This is a genomic window from Hymenobacter sp. NBH84 (genome assembly GCF_014217645.1).
Lineage (GTDB): Bacteria > Bacteroidota > Bacteroidia > Cytophagales > Hymenobacteraceae > Hymenobacter > Hymenobacter profundi.
In genome coordinates this window covers 4,447,565-4,469,301 of record NZ_CP043644.1, presented here as the reverse complement: position 1 = coordinate 4,469,301, position 21,737 = coordinate 4,447,565, and the positions used below count along the sequence as shown (strand labels likewise).

9 protein-coding genes are annotated in these 21,737 nt (G+C 56.2%); 5 read left to right on the top strand and 4 right to left on the bottom strand.

The window, feature by feature from the left end; all coding sequences use genetic code 11:
- Positions 1-40 precede the first annotated feature (40 nt).
- From F1C16_RS18735 to F1C16_RS18715, 5 genes are all read left to right on the top strand, one after another.
- On the top strand, positions 41-1,378 hold the full coding sequence (locus tag F1C16_RS18735) for a family 1 glycosylhydrolase (RefSeq protein WP_185282115.1): 1,338 nt from the start codon (positions 41-43) through the stop codon (positions 1,376-1,378).
- Positions 1,379-1,591: 213 nt separating this feature from the next.
- Complete coding sequence (locus F1C16_RS18730) at positions 1,592-2,524, top strand: hydrogen peroxide-inducible genes activator (RefSeq protein WP_185282114.1); 933 nt, start codon at positions 1,592-1,594, stop codon at positions 2,522-2,524.
- A 29-nt stretch (positions 2,525-2,553) separates the two neighbouring features.
- Positions 2,554-3,156 (top strand): TlpA disulfide reductase family protein, encoded by a 603-nt coding sequence (locus F1C16_RS18725; protein WP_258048960.1) that lies wholly within the window; start codon positions 2,554-2,556, stop codon positions 3,154-3,156.
- 83 nt (positions 3,157-3,239) lie between these two features.
- The gene (locus tag F1C16_RS18720; RefSeq protein ID WP_185282113.1) at positions 3,240-3,986 is read left to right on the top strand and encodes an alpha/beta fold hydrolase; all 747 of its coding nucleotides are present in this window, start codon (positions 3,240-3,242) and stop codon (positions 3,984-3,986) included.
- Positions 3,987-4,145: 159 nt separating this feature from the next.
- Entirely contained in the window at positions 4,146-5,090 is a 945-nt protein-coding gene (locus tag F1C16_RS18715) for an N-acetylornithine carbamoyltransferase (protein WP_185282112.1), read from the top strand.
- A gap of 174 nt (positions 5,091-5,264) precedes the next feature.
- Here the strand turns inward: F1C16_RS18715 and F1C16_RS18710 are convergent, their stop codons facing one another.
- From F1C16_RS18710 to F1C16_RS18695, 4 genes are all read right to left on the bottom strand, one after another.
- Positions 5,265-5,795, bottom strand: coding sequence for a hypothetical protein (locus tag F1C16_RS18710; protein ID WP_185282111.1), 531 nt, complete (start codon positions 5,793-5,795; stop codon positions 5,265-5,267).
- 72 nt (positions 5,796-5,867) lie between these two features.
- A complete protein-coding gene (locus tag F1C16_RS18705) occupies positions 5,868-6,836 on the bottom strand; it encodes an NAD(P)/FAD-dependent oxidoreductase (protein ID WP_185282110.1) in 969 nt (322 codons plus the stop codon).
- A gap of 282 nt (positions 6,837-7,118) precedes the next feature.
- The gene (locus tag F1C16_RS18700) at positions 7,119-13,589 is read right to left on the bottom strand and encodes an Ig-like domain-containing protein (RefSeq protein WP_185282109.1); all 6,471 of its coding nucleotides are present in this window, start codon (positions 13,587-13,589) and stop codon (positions 7,119-7,121) included.
- A gap of 1,218 nt (positions 13,590-14,807) precedes the next feature.
- Positions 14,808-21,491: a T9SS type A sorting domain-containing protein gene (locus tag F1C16_RS18695; protein ID WP_185282108.1), complete on the bottom strand. Its 6,684-nt coding sequence runs from the start codon at positions 21,489-21,491 to the stop codon at positions 14,808-14,810.
- Between the last annotated feature and the right edge of the window lie 246 nt (positions 21,492-21,737).

The window sequence follows — 21,737 nt, the reverse complement described above, 5'->3', positions numbered from 1 at the left end:
ATATTTCAACGATGGACGCCCGCAAAGCGTCCTACCCTTTATGGCACAGGACTTTTTAAAACACATCAAAAAGAAATTCGGCAACGGCACGTACGAAGGCGACCAATTTGGGGGCGCAGATGGCCGCGACGGAAGCGGTCTGCCTACCAAATCACCCCGCAACTTCATGTTTGCGACGGGCATTGAGTGCTCCTACCCTACCATCGACCACGGCAAAACCCGCCGCGACCTGCTCGAGGAAACCGACCACTACAACCGCTATAAGGAAGACCTGGGCCTGGTGAAGGAGATGGGGCTGAACGTGCTGCGCTACAATCTGCCCTACTACAAAATTCAGAAGGCACCAGGCAAGTACGACTGGGAGTTTGCGGATGCTGCTATGGCCGAAATCAAACGCCTGGGCATCACGCCTATTCTGGACCTGATGCACTTTGGCGTGCCCGACTGGTTGGAGAACTTTCAGAACCCCGAGCTGCCTGTGCACTTTGCCGAGTACTGCGGCGCTGTGGCCCAGCGCTACCCCTGGGTGCGTTTCTATACGCCCGTCAACGAAATTTACGTGACGGCCCGCGCCAGTGCTAAAGACGGCATCTGGAACGAACAATTGAAATCCGACAAGGGGTTTGTGACGGCCATGAAGCACTGCGTGGCTGCCAGCATCATGGGCAACCATCAAATTGCCAAGTACCGCCCCGACTGCGTAATTGTGCAGAGCGAATCGGCGGAGTACATTCACGAGATGCGGGCGGTGGAAAGTGACCATACGCGCCTCACCAACAAGCTGCGCTTTCTGTCGCTGGATTTGCTCTATGCTCACACCATCGACGCCGAGGTATTGCTGTATTGCCTCGACAACGGTATGACCCGCGAGGAGCTAAAGTGGTTTATGGCCGGCGAACCTCCCGGATACCAGATCATGGGCAACGACTACTACGGCCGCAACGAGAAGATTATCAAGCCCAACGGCGACCTGTGCTCTGCCGAAGACGTGCTAGGTTGGTACACTATGACCAAGCAATACTACGAGCGGTACCGCAAGCCCGTGTTCCACACCGAAACCAACACCTTCAACGCCCTAGACGCCGAATGCTGGCTCTGGAAGCAGTGGGTGAACGTGACCCGCATCCGTCAGGACGGCGTGCCGGTGGTCGGCTTCACGTGGTATTCCCTCCTCGATCAGATTGATTGGGACATCTCGCTGGCCGAAAAGCGCGGCTTTGTAAACCCCTGCGGCCTCTACGACCTCAATCGCAAAATTCGTCCCGTTGGCGAAAGCTACAAGATGATGCTCCAGGAATTTGGTCAGATTACGATGGTACCGCACGGGGAAATCTTCCAGATCACGAAACGCCCGGCTGAGCTGAAAGTGGAAGTGTAAAGGCTCACAGATTTTTTCGGATTTTGCGGATTAGTCGGATTTTACGGACGATTTATAGGGCCGGGCAGCTTATTGCTACCCATCTTTTCAGCTCGCAAACTCACGAAGCTTTACCGTGCTTCAGCAGCAAAGCTGTAAGGCAGTGCATAGTACAGCCTATGATTGTCCACAAAATCCGACTAATCCGCAAAATCTGAAAGAATCCGTGAGCCGATGACGTTGCAGCAGTTGGAATATATCGTAGCCCTCGACGCGCACCAGCAGTTTGTGCTGGCCGCAGACAAGTGCTGTGTCACGCAGCCTACCCTGAGCATGCAGGTGCAAAAGCTGGAAGAAGAGTTAGGCGTACTGCTCTTCGACCGCACCCGCAAAGGCGTGATACCCACCACGGTTGGCACCAAGGTAATCGAGAAAGCACGCGAGATTTTGCGTGCTTCCCAGCAGCTGCGCGAGGTGGTGCAGGTGGAAAAAGGCGAGTTGGTAGGCGACTTGCGCCTGGGCATCATCCCTACCTTGGCGCCCTACCTGGTGCCGCTGTTCTTGGTAGAGCTGGTGGAGCGTCACCCGCAATTGCGGGTGCAGGTAGAGGAAATGCAGTCGGCCGACATTATGCAACGGCTCAAGGAAAACCAGCTGGATGTGGGCCTGCTCGTGACGCCTCTCGATGACCGCCAACTGCGGGAAATTCCGTTGCTGGAAGAGCCTTTCCTGGGCTATGTGTCCGAAGGCCACAGCCTCTACCCACAGGCCACTATTAGCCCCACCGACCTGGGCGCGCCGGGCCTGTGGCTGTTGCAGCAGGGTCACTGCTTCCGCCATCAGGTGCTCAACATCTGCTCGCCCTCGCCCGTGGCCGACAGCCAACCCTTCACCTACGAAAGCGGCTCCATCGAAACCCTGAAGGAGCTGGTGCGCCGCAACCACGGCTACACGCTGGTGCCGGAGCTATCGGTACTCAGCGAGCTGGACAATAATCCCATGGTGAAGCGCTTCGAGGCGCCCGAGCCGGTGCGCGAAATCAGCATGGTGGTGCATCACGGCTTTGTGCGCCTACCCCTGCTGCACAGCCTACGCGAGCTGGTACTGGCCAAGGTACCCGAGCGCCTACACGCCGGGCAAGCCGGCCGCAAAATTCGGTGGCGGTAAATAGGGAAGAAGTCATATAGAGTACAGTCATGCAGAATTATCGCCGCTTACTTTTTGATTGGCTGCCCTGGCTCGTGCTGGCGGCCGTAGTTTTCATTCCGGCGCTGCGCGTGCCGGTAGTGAGCACGTTGCAGCGCGGGCTGCTGGTCACCGGCCTGATGCAACCTACACTACCCACAGTCTCTACCCCGGCTCCGGCTGTGGCAACAGCTACTGCTGCTGCCTACCCTGATGTGCCCCTGCTCACCCTCGACGGCCAGCCCACCAACCTGCAGGCCCTACGCGGCAAGACGGTTTTCTTCAATATCTGGGCTACCTGGTGCCCGCCCTGCGTGGCGGAGCTACCCGGTATTCAGGCGCTGTATGAGAAGGTAGACAAGCAAAAAGTGGCTTTCGTACTGGTGTCGTTTGACCGCAACCCAAAGAAAGCACAGGCTTTCATTCGGCGCAAAGGTTACACCGTACCGGTGTTTTTCCCGGCCGCGCCTCTCCCGCCGGCCTTCGACTCGCAGGCCATTCCCACTACCCTTATTATCGGACCAGATGGCCGGATTATCACTCGCCACGAGGGCATGGCTGACTATGATTCGCCCAAAGTGAAGGCGTATCTGGAGGGGTTGGCTCAACCGTAGTAACGCTGCAAAAGCCAGCGCTTTCCATTTCGTTGCCGTACATAAGCAGAGCCGCTACGTAGGCGGCTGCTAACCACTGCGCAATGGCATCTTCCAACTTTCCTACCCTTATTTACCTCCATTACTGGGCAGGCGCCGGCCACGCCTGGCAGGGCGTAGCCGATGCACTGGGCTCTGATTATTCTTCTTTAGCGCCCAATTTGGGCGGTTTTGGCGGCGCGCCTGCCCCAACGGGCGGCTACACCTTAGATGCCTACGCCGATACAATAGCTGCGTATATCAAAGAACAAAGGCTAACGCATTACGTGTTGGTGGGCCATAGCATGGGCGGCAAAATTGCGCTGGCGCTGGCGGCACAGCAGCCGGTGGGCCTGGTAGGCGTGGCCCTGCTGTCGCCCTCGCCGCCCACCGCCGAGCCCATGACGGAGCAGGACCGCCAGGAGAGTCTGAAAGCCTACGGCAAACCCGCTGAGGCCGAAAAAACCTTCCAAACCATCACGGCCCGGCCGCAGCCGCCTGCTATCAAAGAACAGATTATCAACGACAATCTGCGCAGTAGCAAGGGCGCCTGGGATGCCTGGCTGCTACACGGCAGCCGCGAAAACATTGCGGCTCGTATGTGCGACGTGCAGGTGCCCTGCGCCATCTTAGCCGGCGACCAAGACCAGATCATGTCGCCCTCGGTGCACGGCCTGGAAACCCTACCTCTGCTACCCGACGATACGCCCTTGGAAATCATCGGCGGTGCCGGTCACCTGCTTCCTTATGACGCTCCCGAGGAAGTAGCTGCGCTGCTGCACGATTTCGTTTCGCGCCTACCTTTGCGGTAGATAGCACTAACAGAACGTGTCATGCTGAGCGCAGGCGCAGCCGTAGTCGGAGCATCTCTACCGTAAGTAATTTCCAATGATGGCAACAAAGCGGTAGAGACGCTTCGACAGGCTCAGCATGACGGACACTTTCCGACCCTTACACACATACCTCCCTTCATGCAGAACTTCACCTCCTTCGCCGATGCGGGCGACTACAAAGCTCTCCTCGCTAAGGCACTTGAAATCAAGCAAAACCCATACGACTACCAGCACATTGGTAAGAATAAGACCGTCGGGCTGATTTTCTTTAACCCCAGCTTGCGCACCCGCCTGAGCAGCGTGAAGGCTGCCTACAATCTGGGCGCACAAGCCTGGGTACTGAACGCCGGTGCTGATTCGTGGACGTTGGAAATGGCCGATGGCGCCGTGATGAACGGCGGCACGCAGGAGCACATCAAGGAGGCTATTGCGGTGATGAGCCAGTATTGCGACGTGTTGGGCGTGCGCACCTTCCCTACCCTGAAGGACCGCGAAGAAGACTACAACGAGGTGGTATTCAAGAAGATTATGCAATACGCCACGGTGCCCGTGGTGAGCCTGGAAAGCGCTACGCTGCACCCGTTGCAGTCGTTTGCCGACCTGATTACCGTGGCCGAACACAAGCAGAAAGAGCGTGTGAAAGTGGTGTTGACCTGGGCACCCCACGTGCGCGCCCTACCCCAGTGCGTACCCAACTCCTTCGCCGATTGGTTCTCGGAAGTCGATTGGGTAGACTTTGTGATTACCCACCCCGAGGGCTACGAGCTAGACCCCAAATTCACGAAAGGCGCCCGCATCGAGTACGACCAACGGAAAGCCCTGGAGGGTGCCGATTTTGTGCAGGCCAAAAACTGGAGCAGCTATAAGGAATACGGCCAAGTCATCAGCAACGACCCTAGCTGGATGCTTACGCCCGAGCACATGACGGGTACCAACGACGCTAAATTCCTGCACTGCCTCCCCGTGCGCCGCAACGTAGAAGTATCCGACGCCATCCTGGACTCACCTAACTCCCTGGTGATTCAGGAAGCCGGCAACCGCGTCTTCTCCATGCAAACCGTACTGCACGAGTTGTTGAAATAAGTGGTGAAGTGGTGAGTGAAAAAACCCGCCTGTCATCCTGAGCTTGCGAAGGATCTTATGCCCAAAGAACGATAGACATAACAGCGACTCGTTCACGCCTGATAAGGTCCTTCGCAAGCTCAAGATGACAGGCGGTTTTTTTCACTCACCACTTCACAAACTCACTGTTTCACCTTACAGCGGATCGGCGGTGACTTTGAAGCGGGAGTCGGCGCGGATGGTGATGTCGCGGGTGATGGCCTTGGCAATGGTAGCCTTGGTGGTTAGCGTATAGCTTTCTGCTTTGATGTAGCTGTCGAGTTTGGCCTTGGTGGGCGTGAGTGTGATACTCTGCACGCCAGTTGGGACATTGCTCAGCGAGGCTAATAGAATCTGGTCGTTGCCGTTGCCCGTGCTGATGTAAATTTCAATGCTGCGTAGGAAATTGAAATTTTCGCTGTTGGGGTCGGCAATGGTGAGCGTGAGCCGATCTAGGCTTACATCCTTCACCAAGTCGGCGCGGGTATTGTTGTTCTTGAATTTGGAAGACGACTGCGTAGGCACAGCCACTGGCGACAAGGGCGCGGCTATTCCCACCGGGAAGCTAGAGGCAATTTTGATGTTTTGGCTGTCTTCAATATAGAAGGTCAGGAGCTTGTCAATCTCCTTGCAGCCAACAACGAACAAACCAAAAAAGAGGGTAGCGAGTAACAGGACTTTTTTCATGTGAATTGAATTTTGTCCGGAACCTACGCAACCACTACGCCAAACAGATTGCCGTTCGGCTACTCCTTCAACTTATTTTGGGCATTCTTCCCGTGTCAGCTGCTCGTTGATGACAATGCCTGCCTTGGAGCCATCGGCGGCGGCCATAATGGCCTGCTGCTGACCGGGCGTAAGGTCGCCAGCAGCGTAGAGGCCAGTCACGGAGGTCTGCTGCTTTTTATCGACCCACACGGCTCCTTTCTTCGTGAAGCGGCACCCTAGCTGCTTGGCAAACGGGGCGCGCTGGTGTTGGGGCGCGTGCAGAAATAGTGCATGACATTCCAGTGGCTCGCCTGTTTCAAACTCCACGCAACGCAGCATCCCATCGGGGTTGCCTACCAATCGTTGCACGCACTCCTCACGCACAGCAATGCCCTGCTGGCGCAAACGGCGCCGGGCATTGTTGGTGAGGTGGCCCGGCCCGTCGGTGCACACCGTTATGTGGCTCGACCACCGGCTGACCAGTAGGGCTAGTCCCGTTACGGTTTTGCCGCGGCCGTAGACGGCCAGCGGTTGATTGCGCACTTCCCAGCCGTGGCAGTAGGGGCAGTGCAGCACCCCCCTACCCCAGAACTCGCGCATACCATCCAGGGGTGGCAACTCGTCTTCTACCCCCGTTGCCAGTATCACTTTGCGCGCCGTTGCCACGGTAGTGCGGTTGGACTCGGTATCGGCCTCCACCCGAAAATGGCCGTTCTCTTTCGTGATAGATGTTACGCGCAGCTCGCGCACTTCCACCGATTCGTAGGGCGTGAGCTGGCTGCGGCCAATGCGCAATAACTCCTCGGGGGCGGTGCAGTCGCGGGTGAAGAAGCCCTGCACCGCGGGTGAGGTGACGTTGCGTGGGGCACCGGCATCGCACACCAGCACGCGGCGCATGCTACGTCCTAGTATCAGCGCCGCGCTCAGGCCGGCGCTGCCGGCGCCCACAATTACCACGTCATAGTCAGTGGAAGTCAGCAGCTTGTGGGCGGGGCGTACGGTGGCAATGGTTGGCTTCATGAAACAAATAAAAGAGCAGCGCAACAGCCAATACCGGTGTGGTGCAGGCCTACCTGCGGGAAAGCTGACAACACGCAGAAATGGTGCTTTCAGATAGAAAGAGCCTTTTGTACCGAAGTTTCGGGCAATTGGTTTTTAGCTCTCTGCACAGGACAGTTTCCTAGTTCTTATTTTTATCACTATTCCTGCTGCTTCAAATAAGAACCTGATTGACATAAAACAAAAAGCCTCTCCCACCGGAGAGGCTTTTTGTTTGCTTGCGCGAAGCGTTTGCCGCAGGGCTTATTGCTTCACGAGGCGCAGCACGTGGCGCTCGTTGGTGCCTTGCACCAGCACCACGTACGTACCCACGGGCAGTTGCTGCACATCCAGCGACGACTCCAGGCCACCGCTTACCGAGTAGCTAGCCACCGTACGGCCAGCCATGTCTACCACGCTTACTTGGTAGCTACCAGTTGCCAGACCGCGTAGGTCCAGCGTGGTGCGCGTGGTGGTTGGGTTGGGATACAGCGTTGGGGCTTGCGCCACTACCTCACCCGCGAACACCACCGTGCGTACCGGCGACAGCGACTCCGTGCCGTCCTGGTCTACCTGCCGCAGGCGGTAGTATACCGTGCCAGTGTGCGGCACCTTGGCATCTACCAGCCCGTACACGTGCGCCTGGTTGGTGCTACCCTGCCCGGCTACCCGGCCTACCGCCATGAAGGCAAAGCCATCGAAAGAGCGCTCTACTACGAAATAGGCGTTGTTCTTCTCCGAAGCCGTGCTCCAGCTCAGTACTGCGTTCTGCTGCACTGCCTGCACCGCGAAGGCTACCAGCTCAACTGGCAGCGGGTTCGCACCAATACTGAATGTTTCTACTACGGTGTTGGTACCACCATTCACGTCCGTAGTGGTGATGCTCACCGAGTACGTACCGGACCGCAACTTAGTACGATCTGATACGAATAGCTGGCCAGTAGATTGGTTTAGGCTGATACCTACAGCCGATAGTTGGTCAACAGTTAGCGCCGAAGAACCAGCAATAGCTGTATTGAGACCTGTGGTAGGCAAACCGTTGCTGGCTCCCGCGAGCAGGGCACCCGTAGTGGCATCGTATACTAAGGCTGTAGTACCCGAAGCAACATATCGTGCTCCATTATTGTCGATAAGGTACGTCAGCACATCGTTATTCTGATACGGAGTGTTATTGCCTCCTTTGGTGGGCGTTGCCCTGTAATAAGAGTTGATGTCTTTGCCCACCGCAATGGTATACAACGCCGCATTCGAGATGTTGCTGGCCGCGTCAATAGCTGTATAGCTGAAGAAGGCGTTGCCGGTGAAGCCAGCCGCTGGGTCAAACTTCAAAGTGGCTGCCTGCGCGGCCGTCAGCGGGATGGCCGTGCCGGTGGTGGGTAATGCCACGTAGGTACCCCCATTACTATAGTACAGCACGCCCTGAGCCGCCGTCGGCAAAGAAGCCGGATCGATAGCGTAGGTCAGACTAGAGGCGGCAGTTTCAGCGTCAGTAGCGGCAAGCGGCGAGATAGTTATCTGGCCAGCGGTATTGCCTTCGGGCGCCTGCATAGCGTTTACCACGTTCTGGGCGTAAGGCGCCAGGTCGAGGATAGCCGTATTAGTTGTTCGCTGGTTGTTGGTCGCGTCGCTTTCCGAGGAAGTCGTCGTCACGTTACCCATCACGCTATAAGCCGTAGTCGGTGCTGTGATAGTGAACGTATTGGTAACGGCCCCAGCTGCGCCAGCGGCCTGCGAGGTGATGGTATTGAATGTAATAACGTTCCCACTCTGGCTACCGTTGGTGATGTTGGAGGCTATTACGCCCGTTGGGAGCGTTACCTTCTGCACCACGTTGGCGGCCGGTGAGGGACCATTATTCAGCGTTACCACGGAGTATGTAACCGCGCTGCCTGGCACCACTGCTGCTGGTCCGCTTACCAGTGTTGTCACGTCAGTTTGCGCCGTGATATTGATTCTGGCTGCCGCCGCGTTGTTAGCGGGGTTCGAGTCCGATATATCCGAGGCAATAGAGGCTGTTGCCGACAGGGTAGTAAGACCCGGGGCATTCAGCTGCACCGTGTACGTGAACGAGCTGGGGGTTGTCGTCGTCGGCGAAGCCAGCGAGGCGATAACTGGCCAAGTCACTAGGCCCGTTGCGCTGTTATAAGTACCTCCGTTAGATACTGTTACTCCAGTTAAGCCGATAGGCAAGCTCAAACGCGTTACCACATTGGTAGCCGGATCCTGGTTGTTGAGGTTGCTGGAAAATACGGCGGTCAGCGTTACGGGCTGGCCAGCTGTGACAGTAGCCGCCGAGGACGTAAGCGTCACACTTAGGTCCGCCGTTTTGTCGCTCTCGCGGGTAGAGGCGGTCGTAAACGTTGAGCGGTTGTTGTCGAGGTTACGGTCTACTACCGTACCTGCTACTGTGGCCTGGGCCAAGCCCGTCAGCTGGGCCACTTCTGGCATCCGCACCGTGATGCTGTTCACGTTGCTGGCGCCATTGGCTAAGTTGCTAATCGTAGCGAAAGTTACTAACCCCGTGGCACTATTGTAAGTAGCATCAGCAGGTAGAGTAATAATGGTCAGGCCAGCTGGCAATTGCAGCGTCGGCACTACCGATTCGGCCGTGTTAGGCCCGTTGTTAGTGGTTACTACCTGATAAGTAGCCGCCCCGAAAACAGGCGTAGCAACCGGACCGTTCACACTGATAGCCACATCGTTGGAACCGGTTATTGTCGTCGTAACAGCAGCGCGGTTGTTAGCCGTGTTGCTTTCCGGCGTGGTAGTGCTCACATTGGCTGTAGGTGAGTAGGAGCCCGCGCTCGGCGCACCGAACGATACTGAGTTTACCAGCTTACTGCCGCTAGGCAGCGTGCCCAGCGCGAAGGTAACCACCCCGGTAGTTGCATCGTAGGTGCCGCCGCCCGTAACGGTCACGTCGGCAAGGCCAGCCGGCAGACGCACGGTCTGCACGACACCGTTAGCGGGCGCACCGCTTGTGTTGGCCGTCGTCACGGTGTAGTTCACTACTTGCCCGGCCAGAGCCGAGGTGGGACCAGCCAAAGCTGTTGTCACGTCGGTGGTTGGGGTTACCATCACCTTGGTTGAAGCCACGTTGTCAGCGGCTACAGGGTCGGTGGTGGCGCTGCTTACACTGGCAGCAGCCAGCACGTACCCAGCCGTGGGGGCCGTGAACTGAAACGAGTAGCTCTGGGTAGCGGCGCTGGCTAAGCTACCAATGGTACCGAAGGTTAATACCCCAGTAGTTGCGTCGTAGCTAGCGCCGGCAGGCAGCCCCGATACCGTTAGGCCAGGCAGCATGCTCACCTGCTCTACTACGTTGGTGGCGGCGCTGGGGCCGTTGTTCACAATATCTACTTTCATCGTCACGATGGCGCCGGGCGCCACGCTCGGTGTCGTGGTAGAGATGGTGGTAGCCAGGTTGGCCACCGTGCCAGTCTGGTTGGTGGTAGCCGTAGCGGGCGTACCAGTGGTGGGTGTCACGGTGGTAGCCGTAGCGTTTTGGGTATTGTTGCCTGTAGCCACGTCGCCCACGTTGTTGCTAGTGCCCGCGGCGGTATAGCTGCCTACCACAGTAGCGGCAGCCGTGAAGCCAGTGGCTGGTGCCGTAAAGCTAATCGTGTTGACAGCCGTTTGTCCCAGGGGTAGGGAGGCCAGTACCGGGAAGGTGACAATGCCGGAAGCCGCGTCGTAGGTGCCGCCATTAGACACGTACACGTCCACCAGATTTTTGGGTAGCGTCACAGTTTGGAGTACGTTGGGCGCAGCCGACAGGGCACCATTCGTTGCCACATTTTTCGTGGTTACGGTGTAGGTAGCCAGGTTACCGATTACCACGCTGGTGGGGCCAGTAATGGTAGTCGTTACGTCGTAGCGCGGGTTGATAATCGTGCTCACGCTGGCTGCGTTGTTGGCCAGGTTGATATCTGTGTTGGCGGCTGATATGCCGGCCGTGGCCGTGATGGGGCCGGCGCTGGGTGCTTTCACCGTGATACCGTAGGTATTGCTACCACCCGAGTTCAGTGAAGCCACCGTGGGGAACGTCACCAGACCTGTCGTGTTATTGTAGGTAGGCGCTGTGCTAGCCGCGCCGTTTATAGTAAACGTAACCGTGTTGCCACCATCGGTCAGCCCGGCGGGCAGTTGCAAGGTTTCCACTACCTGTGTGGCCGTGCTCGGACCATTATTCCTAGCCGTTACGGTGTACGTCAGCGTTTGGCCGGCATCTACGTTAGCTGCGCTGGCTGTGATAGTCGTGGTCAGGTCGGTAGGGGGGCTCTGCACCGTTACGGAAATAGTGCCAGGGTTGCTCAGAGCACCATCTACGTCCTGCACCGTATAGGGAATGGATACTGTACCGGTGAAACCTGTCACTGGTGTAAACGTTACATCGCCGTTATTATTCACTGTGAACGTACCCTTATTTGCCACCGTGAAGGTTGTCTGACGGGTGGTGCTGCTGGGGTCGAGGTTTACAGTGGCCACGTTGATGCCGCCGTCTCCGTCCGTATCATTGGCCGTGACGGAGAAAGTTTTGGCCGTGTTAGGCAGCGTAGTTTGTAAGTCGTTGTTGGCGACTGGGGGCAAGTTACAAGTACCAAAGTACAACTGGTCGATACCCAAGTCGTTGCCGCCCGCGGCCGTCGATACGTTGCGAATTTCAAATACGGCCGTAGTATTGTCGCCGGAGTACCACACGCTGGAATACCTCACCCAGCGGTCCGGAGACTCGTTTAGTATCAACGTGCTCGATACGGAAGAGCCATTAATAACGAACCCTACTTCCGGTACTGCACTGTTCGAGCCCGGCGGCAGCAAGTTGTTGAAGTAGGCCGAGAACGTATAGTAGCGGTTTTTCTGCACCGTCACCGTTTGCGCGTACATGCGCTGGATGCTGGCCGAACCGTTAATCATCAGAAACTTATTGGCCGCGGCCGGCGTGGTTGACTTCGTCGTACCATCGGTGTTGGTGTTGTCGTAGTCGTACCCACGGAACGCGTTGTGATACGTGTTGGCGTTTACGTCCACCGCATAGTTGCCCTCTGGGTTAAGCCCTTTAGTACCGCCAGTAAGTGCCGCGTTGGCCGTGGGCGAGATATAGTTGTAGTCGTTGGAGAAGCCGGTGTTGCCCTGGGAGAAGTCAAAGTTGGTCAGCAGGTTCTGGCCGGTCGAGGATGTACAGGCCGAACCAGTGTCATATACACGCAAGCTTACCGTAGCCGTCGCTGTCTGGCCAGCCTCATTCGTAATTCGGTAGGTGAAGCTGTCTGGTCCCAAGTAGTCCGCGGTAGGCGTATAGGTGTAAGTACCGTTCGCGTTAACGACTACCGTACCGTGCGCCGGATCAGTTAGCTTGGTGGCAGTTAGCTTAGTGTTGTTCGGGTCGTTATCGTTCAATAATACGTTGCCAGTTACGGGCGTATTCTTAGGCACCTCGTAGCTATCGTTGCCAGCCGTCACTACCACGTCGCTGACCGAAATTGTATAGGTAGCGGCGGCGTTAGACTCCATACCACTATTATCGGTGGCAGAGAATGTAAACGTGACGTTTCCCACGGTGGTACCGTCAGGCTTAAACCGTAGGCTACCGGCCTGAGCTACCGTTAGCACCTGCCCGGCCGTAGCAGCCACGTATGTTCCGTTAGCATCCTGGTAGTAAAGCGTACCTGAGGTAGGCAGCGTCACAATCTTGTATGAGGCAACATTGCCATCCGCATCGGTGGCGTTCAGAGAGCTGATAGTCCGCTGGGCAGCGTTGCGCGGAATGATAGTTGTGTTGGTAACGTTGACAGCCATCGGCGGCAGATTCGACTTGCCGGCGCACAATACGGAACTGGGCACCACAGTACCCTGCGTTACGCCAGGACCAGAGAAGTAACTGAAAACTAAGCTATTGTTACCGGTGCCCTCGCCGTAGAAAATCAGAATATTGTGTAGACCCACCGACAGCGGCACGCTCACTTTCGTGGGCGCTGTACGGGCAGTATGGCTGCCGCCATTGTTCACAATGGCCGTGTTCGCGTCGGGTGTCGCCAATAGCGCATCACCGTCAATCCACATGTAGGAGGCCTCGTCGGAGTTCAGGTCGAAGCTGTATGTACCAGCCGTGCCGATGTAAATGCTGCCGCGGTAGCGGGCGCTGAATTGATCAGGGTTGGCGTCGCTGCCGGCGGTCGTTACACCTTCGCTCACCAGGTTGCCGAAGCTATTGCTGGCAGCGAAGTTGATGGTAGCATCCACGCGGGAGAGCTTCGCCGTATTGTTAGCGAAATAGCTCAGGTTGTCGTTGAAGTTACCAGAGAAATACTCTGCCGATAGGCCACTGTACGATTTGGTATTATCGAAATAGGAAACGCCGCAATTACCAGCCACAGCTATGGCCTGAATTGGAATAGTAAACGTGGCCGGTGCGGAGGTCTGGTTAGCGTCGTCTTTGGAGGTGTAGTTGAACGTTACATTGCCGCCAGCGAAGGTTTCAGCAGGGTCAAATCTGAGGCTACCAGCTTGCGCTGCTGTAAGTGTCTGACCAGCAGCCACAGCCGCGTAGGTAGTGCCAGTAGTATTATAATACAGCACGCCCTGATTGACGGGCGGAATCCGGGTAATCGTATAGCTGATAACGCCGCCATCGACAGTACCGCTTAAAGCGCTGATTGCCGTTTGGTTGGCTGTGCTGGCCAGGGACGCATTGGTGATATTGTTAGCAGTAGGCAACGCCCGGTCCCAAGTCATCTTGTCAATGCCAATGCCTTGTGCAGCGGGATCAGTTGCTCCAGTTGTGTTCTTATATGTAATTGTTACACTAGTAATAGGGCTACCGAAAGAAGCAGTAACATAGTCATTAGCTGAAGTAAGATTCAGCGTGTTCGCTGTAGCTGTATTTGAGGGATTGATAGTTGCCGCTGTCGGACTAGACGAGGTTACTGTTGGTGCAACGGCAGTTGCACCATTAGCCCCCGCAAAAACCACTTGATCTATATAAGTAGTTCCAGTAGCGTCATTCTTATCGATATCCTGCACTTGTACCTTAAAATTGGCTACTGGTCGGTTGAAGGTAAAAGTGACAGATGATGTTTTGTTACTACCTGTGGGGTAATTAATCAACCAATTAAGTGTCGTAACACTATTTCGCACTTCCGTTGCCAAAGAATATCTTGCGTCAGCAATACTACCGTTTGTAGATGTTCCTGCACTAGTTCCGCTTCCTGTTGCACTATACGCACTACTAACCGTCGTAACTGTAGAGCCAGCTGGTACGCTGGTAGCAGCGCGGTTAACCCAGCTACCACTGTAGTTGGCATCGGCGAAATTGAGTGTAGTAGTTTGCGCCCACGCGACGGTCCTACCCAAGCAGTTCCAAGCCAGGAGTAGAATAACAAACCGTAAAGTTGTCTTCATATGGAGTGAATGTGTGGTGTGACTTTTCCAGCAGTGGTTCTCAGTTATCCATCAAGCATCTATTGCTAACCAATACATCATAGCAAACCTACTTCCTGCCTATTATCTATTTGGGACATTTTCGATAGAAACCTTCTTTCCCTCGGCGAATATTTTTTCTTATTTATAGATTCCGAATGAATGTAATAAAATGCACTATCTATGCCAGAAATCAACGATAAAGCCTTAATGAACGGTTTTTTTACTATACGAAATAGTACCTAATTCGTATTTTACTCTTTTAAAAAACACAAATTCAACGCCTTTTCAGATGTCTTTTTTTATAATTATTCTAATTTTATATATAATTCAAAAAGCACTATTGCAGTAGTAAAAGGCTTCTGACGCATAACCGACCAGGTTAGGCTTTTGATAACTGCTTTGTCTCTGATCTTACTTTTATCCAGTGCATCTGAAAGTAATCTGGTGCTGTTCTGCTTTGCTATTTTCTTGTAAACACACAAAGGGCTCCTCTGTAACAGAGGCGCCCTTTGTGGTTAAATATGGGAGAAACTACTTCTTCACAAACCGTAGTATGTGACGAGTAGCACTACCCTGTACAACCACTACGTAGGAACCAGCTGGCAACTGCGCAACCGGCAGTGTTGCGAGACTGCCACCCTGCACAGGGTAGGTGGCCACCGGGCGGCCGGTCATATCCAGCACGCTCACTTGGTAGCTGCCAGTTGCCAACCCACGCACATCCAGCTCGGTGCTGGTGGTGGCAGGGTTGGGATACAAAGTAGGCGCTACCGTGGCATAAGCTGCAAACTGCACTGTACGCACCGGCGAAAGCGACTCCGTACCACCCTGATCTATTTGCCGCAGGCGGTAGTAGAGCTGCGCAGCCACTTGGGCGGCGCCGGCATCGGTCAGGTTGTAGCTGCTTGCTTGGCTGGTATTGCCGTGACCCGCTACGCTGCCTACCGGCACAAACGAATGACCGTCACTGGAGCGCTCTACTACGAAGCGGTCGTTGTTTTTCTCCGAAGCGGTGCGCCAGTTCAGCACGGCATGTTGGCCCACTGCTTTCACCTCAAACGCTACCAGCTCTACCGGTAGTGGATTCCCGCCAATAGTAAATCCTACAGCATGCGACGTGATACCACCATAAGCATCCGTAGTTGTGATGTTGACAGCATAGGTACCTGCCCGGAGCTTATTGCGGTCAGCAACGAGAAGCTGGCCCGTGGCCGGATCGAGAGCGAGACCCAGAGTGCTGAGCTGTTCGGTACTCGTCTGGTCCGCTAGGGTAGCCTGGCGAATGCCGTTGTCCGTTATGGCCTGTGGGGTAGCGTCATTGTAGGCCCCGCCGTTCTCATCGAACACCGTTGCAATTACGTCGCTGTTCTGATACGGCGTAGTCGTGCCCCCTTTTAGCGCGGTTTTGGTGTACTGCGCAACGTTGTCTTGTCCTACCGCCAGCGCGTACAGCGCTGGAGCTGAGTCCGTGTTCTGATTGTCAGTAGCAGTGTAGGAGAAGAACACGTTGCCGGTGTAACTTTCCGCTGGATCAAAGGTCAGTTTCCCAGCATCAGTCGCCATCACCTGTTGCTCCATTGCCACCGGACTACCATTCAGATACAATACCCCTTGCGCACTCGTGGGTAGCGATTTGATGGTATAAGACCTAATCGAACCGTCGGCGTCGCGGCCATTCAGCGGAGCAATTGCCAGCTGACCAGCCGTGTTGCCCTGTGGGCTCTGCATGGTGTTGATGGTCGCATTGGCTACCGGAGCTTGGTTGGCCAGAGTAGTAGCCTGCGTCGACGTATTATCACCGGGGTTCATATCAACTGTTGTAGCAATCAGGCTGCTAGTTACGCTGAAGCCGGGCGTAAGGGCAGTGAAGGTAATGTTGTTGGTCACTTCCCCGGCCACCCCGGCCGCCTGCGACGCAAGGGTTGCGAAGGTTATTTCGCTGCCGTTTTGGGTAGCACCTACTGGCAGCGCCACGACGGTTGCGCCGGCAGGCAACACTATCTTTTGCTGCACATCCGTTGCCGGCGAGGGACCGTTGTTGAGCGTTACGACGTTGTACGTCACCAGTGTACCGGGTAGGGCAGTGGCCGGACCGCTCACCTTCGTCATCACATCAGCGCGGGCGTCGATGTTTACAACGGCAGTTGCGTAGTTGTTGGCCGGCGTCGGATCGGGGTTGCCGCTCAATACGCTGGCACGGGCTACCAATGGCCCGGTGCCGGGTGCATTCACTGTAATATCACGGGTACGGGTGGTGCCTGCAGCCTGGGTGCTAAGAGTCGCAAATGTCACGACGCCCGTTTGCTCATTATACCCACCATCTTCCACTGTCACACCAGTCAGGCCAGCAGGGAGAGAAACTAGCTGCACTACGTTGGTAACCGGCGTGGTGGTGCTGGCATTGATCGTATTCACGGTGAAACGTATGGGCTGACCAGCTGCTTGGACCAACACGTTAGCAACAATCGATGTCTGCTCATCTACCGAGGCCAGAGTCGTTGTAGTCACTTCGGTGCTGATGGTAGCGGTGTTATTAACCAGGCTCGGGTCGTTGGCCCCAGCCGCCGCAACCGTTGTGGCTAACAGGGTAAGCTGGGCTGCATCGGGAGCTAGGAACGTAATGGTATTAGCCAGCGTACCCGCTGTTCCTACCGCCTGGTCCGTTACGGTGGGGAATGTCACCAAGCCTGTTGCAGCGTTGTAGCTGCCGCCGCCAGTAACCGTTACGCCACCCAGTTCGGCGGGTAGTTGCACGGTCGTAGTCTGACCCGAAGAAAGCGACGGACCATTGTTGGTCGTGGTAACGGTGTAGGTAACGGGGTTGCCTACAACGGTGGTCTTCACCCCGGTCAGAAACACAGACATATCTGCATTACGCTGCGTGGCTGTGGTAGCCTTCGCCGTGTTGTTGCTTGTGTTGGCATCTGCCGTAGAAGAGCTGACGTAGGCCGTTGCCACAAAGGAGCTGTTGGAGGGCGCTGTAAACGTGATGGTGCTTGTCATGGTACTGCCCACAGCCTGGCTGGTGACCGCCGGAAACGTGATAACACCAGACGTAGCATCGTACGTGCCCGTGCCTGCATTCACGCCCGTGAGGCCAGCCGGAATCTGCACTGTCTGCACCACGTTGGAAGCTACCGAGGGACCATTGTTTAAGGTAGTTACTGTGTAGGTCACCGACTGTCCGGCCACCGTCGAGAGCGGCCCTTGCAGAGCGGTAGCCACATCGGCCTGCGGGGCTACCACGGCTGCCGTAGCGGCCAGGTTGTTGCCAAGCATAGGGTCAGAAGTAGCGGAGCTGATGCTGGCCAGGGCCATCACCGTTCCGGCCTGCGGAGCCGCCAGGGTAATCGTACGCATTTCGGCCGTTCCACTAACTGGGCTTATGGCCGGGAATGTTACTAGGCCCGTTGCAGGGTCATACGTCCCGCTACCCGTGGTCTGCACTCCTGTCATATTGGGGGGCAGCAGCACGCGCTGCACCACGTTATTAGCAGTGGCCGGACCGTGGTTGCCCATCGTCACCGAAAATACTAGCGGTGCCCCAGGCAGCATGTTGGCACCTGGTACTGTTATGCTGGTATAGATGTTCGCACGGTCGGTAGTAGCGGGCGTTACGCTGGTAGGCGCCGCCGTGGTGCTGTTGTTGTTCGTGAACAAGTCGCCGGCAGTAGGCGACACGCTAGCCGTTACAGTAAAGTTGCTCATTGGCGCCGCAAAGCTGATGCTGTTGTTCACCGTAGTGCCGTTGGCCAGCATAGCTAATGTCGGAAAGGTTATAATGCCCGAGTTCTTATCGTAGGTGCCGTTGCCGGACACAAACACGCTGCTCAAACCAGCTGGCAATTGCACGTATTGCGTAACGCTGCTGGCCGGCGAAGGCCCTGCATTAGTGGTCAGGACGGTGAAGGTAGTGAGCGAGCCCTCTACTGTGCTGGTGGGGCCGTGGAGGCTGGTGGCCAAGTCAAAGGAAGGCGTAATGTTCAACGTACTGGTGCCTGCGTTGTTGGCAGTCTGACCGGCTTCGTAGGTGCTAGTGCTCATAGTAGCCGTGGCCATTACCGGTCCAACAGCCGGAGCAGTGAACTTGATAGACGAGCTGGCTCTGAACAAGCTGGCTAGAGCAGCGTTGTTGTTGGGGAACGTGTACGTCACAATGCCCGTTGCGCCAACGTAGTTACCCGTTACGCCATTGCTGGCCGTTACGCGCACCTCTTGCAGGCCGCTGGGCAGCTGTACCTGGGCAGTAGGCGTCGCCGCCGCGTTGGTACCGATATTGTCAAACGTCACGTCAAACGTGCCGTCCTGCCCGGCCGTTACGGGGTTGGTTGGCGTGGTGATGGTGACAGCTACATCGGCCGTCATATTCAGCGTAGCCGTGAGGCTGGCTTGGTTGGGAGCGATACTTACGCCCTCGGCCGTAGTCGTACTTACGTTGCTGATAAGGGTAAGAGTACCTGTTTGTCTGGGTGCCGTGAAGCTGAACTGATACGCGTTGCTGGCTCGCCCATTCAGGGTAGAAGCGCTACCGCTGAAGGTGATGATACGGGTATTCGGATCATAGGTAGCCCCGTTCGGAACTTGCACGCTGGTTACCCCCATGGGGAGCGTAACGGTCTGCGTCAGCCCCTCGGCCGTGCCCAGGCCCGTGTTTGTGAACGTGGCCGTATAGCTACCCGAGGGCTGACCTGGATTCAGCAGCGCCGGTCCGGTTAGCGTTGTGGTTACATCTGCGGCGCAGGTAGTACCCACAGTACTGTTGGCAATGCTGCCACTGATTTGCGTGTTGCTCACACCCGACAGGCCAGGGGCAGCGCCAAAAGCACCACCGCCCACGGTTGTACCATTGGCACCAGCCGCCGTCGATACGGCTGCTACTGCGCCATTAGCCAGCACTACCCCGCCACCGCCACCGCCGCCAGGACCGTGGTAGCCGGCGGTACCGCTGCCGGTGTTCGTGCCGCCATTGCCGCCATCGGCAGTTAGCGTAACCTTCGACAGGCCCGCTGTATTAACGGCCGTCAGTAAGATAGATCCGCCGGCGCCGCCGCCGCCGTTACCGTCGTCTTTCACGGCGCTGCTGGCCGAGGTGCCATTGGCCACAAGGGTGCCCGTGCCACTCACAGCACCTGTACGCACCATAATAATGCCGCCGCCCACTGCGCCGCTACTGATTGTTCCATCAGTGCCGGTGCTACCGTTGTTGGTACCGGCACCGCCGCCGCCGCCCAAGAACAGGCGGCTACTGCTACCTTCCGTTACTGCGGCACCCGGCTCGCCCCCAATGGCGAGCTTACTGTTGAAGTTATTGCCACCTCGGCCGCCTGCGCCACCATTGGCACCGCCGCCACCGCCGCTGTTGTCTACGTTGTTGTTGCCGCCGCCGCCTGCATTGGCGGGTGCCCCACGGCTATTGCTACCGCTAGGGTACCCATCCGCCGTGTTAGTTACGAGGGTAGTACCGTTAAATACGTATTGCGGAGTACCGGCAATACCCTCTCCTTTCTGTGCGTTGTTGTTGGAAGCAGCTGTTGTCACATACGATAGGTCGTCGCCATTAGCAGTGGTCTGCACACGGCCAGCCCCACCCCGGAAGCCCGCTCCCGTTGCGTTTATCGTGAATCCGTTCAGGTTCAGCGTACCAGCTACATCAAGGGCCAGTATACCGCCTGTGCTACCGTCCCAGGGTAGGGCGGTGATGGTGGCACTCAGCGTCAGGTTGCCATATTGCGGAACCCGCACCACCTGAAAGCGGCGCTGCCCGGCAGTACTAGTGGCAGGGGCGTTCTGGTATCCGCTCCTGAGCGGAGTAGCCAGCTGCACGGTACCACCCGCAGTCGTAACATCACTTTTTGCTACCACATACTCATACGTGCCGGCCGTGAAGCTGGCGTTGCTCAAGTAGCCACTGGCGGGTCCACCCGCTACACCGTCGCCGTAGGCATCGGTACTGGTAACGTTGATGTCGGCCCCTTGCATCTGAATAACCAACAGCAAGTCGCCAGCCGCAATGTTGGTTTTAGTAGTTCCCGCAGCGGCTTCTACCACAATCGAAGTGGCACCCGCCGCCAGCGTTTGGGTGGTGCGACTGGGGTAGTACGTGTCCGGATTCACTGCCAAGCCAGCTACTGAGCCATCACGGCCCGGATTAGCGCAGGGCGCCGGTGCGCCGCTGGCACCCGTTGGCGTTACGGGAATGGTGTAGGTGGCCGGCGTAGCGTCCTGCACATCGGCATCATCAATGGCCGTGTAGCTGAAGCTTACCGGACCCATTGCTGTCACGGCCGGGTCAAACGTGAGCTGCGTGGCCTGCACCGGCGTTAGGTTCTGGCCGGCGGTAGCAGCAGTGCCATTCACGTATAAAATACCCTGCGTAGCAGAGGGTACTGTTACCAGTTTATACCCCTTCAAGGTACCGTCTACCGCAGCGCTCAGGGCGCTGATGGGCAGTACACTAGCGCCGTTCGACATACCGGCCGTCGTCACATCGTTGGCTACAGGCTCTATCCGGCACCACGAGATGCTGGGAATGCTGATGGATTGCGTTTCGGTAAGCGGTAGCAGACCATTTGCCGCTGTGGTATTGCGATACACGATTGTGAACGACGTAACCGGAACGTTGAACGCCACATCCACCGAAGCGCCATCCACGGCCGAATTACCACCGGGCCCCACCTTAGCTGTAGCTGTGGCGGTAGTGGTCGTGTTGCTCAGGTTTATATAAGTAGCACTGCTGCCAACCAGAGTCAGAGTAGGCCGTACCGTTGTGTTGGTTGCCGTGGTGCCGGAGATTGTTACCTCATCAGTATAACCTGAACTCAGGGCAAGGTTGACTACCCCAACATTGTATATAGCGTCAATATCCTGCACCCGCATCGATAAGCCCGATACGGCCCGGCTGAATGTATATGTAACGGTCGATGAGTTATTAGCTAAATAAGTAGCGCTCCATACCAATCCTTTTTGCCCGTTCAGTGCACTTACGGATAAAGCAGTAGCATTGTCATTTGTTGAGCTGTAGCTGGTGCCTACCCGCGTGAAGGAAGTGGTACTGGGCACCCCTTCAGCGGGGCGGTTTTTCCAGCTTTCACCGTTCGTGCGCGCAGTGTAGTCTAGCGTGACGGGGGCAGTCGTACACGTTTGTCCCAGGGCCGGCAACAGCCCCGAAGAAGCCAAGACTGCAACTAGACCCAGTAAGCGTAAGGTTGCTTTCATGTAGTGAAAAATTCCTGTGAAATGCGAACTAATGGAGGGATGCTTAGTGAATCACTCAATTGGATTTAATTCCAATGAAGTCAAAATGGGAAGGTTTACTGAAAGAACACCAGCAATTATTCAGTCTCATCGAGGTTTACAGAATGAGTTGCCTAAACGCATTGCGGGTATCTACCAAAAACAATTCATTAGATATCAACCAGAATAATTAAATACAACTTTTCTATTTTTGAATCATGCCGAATC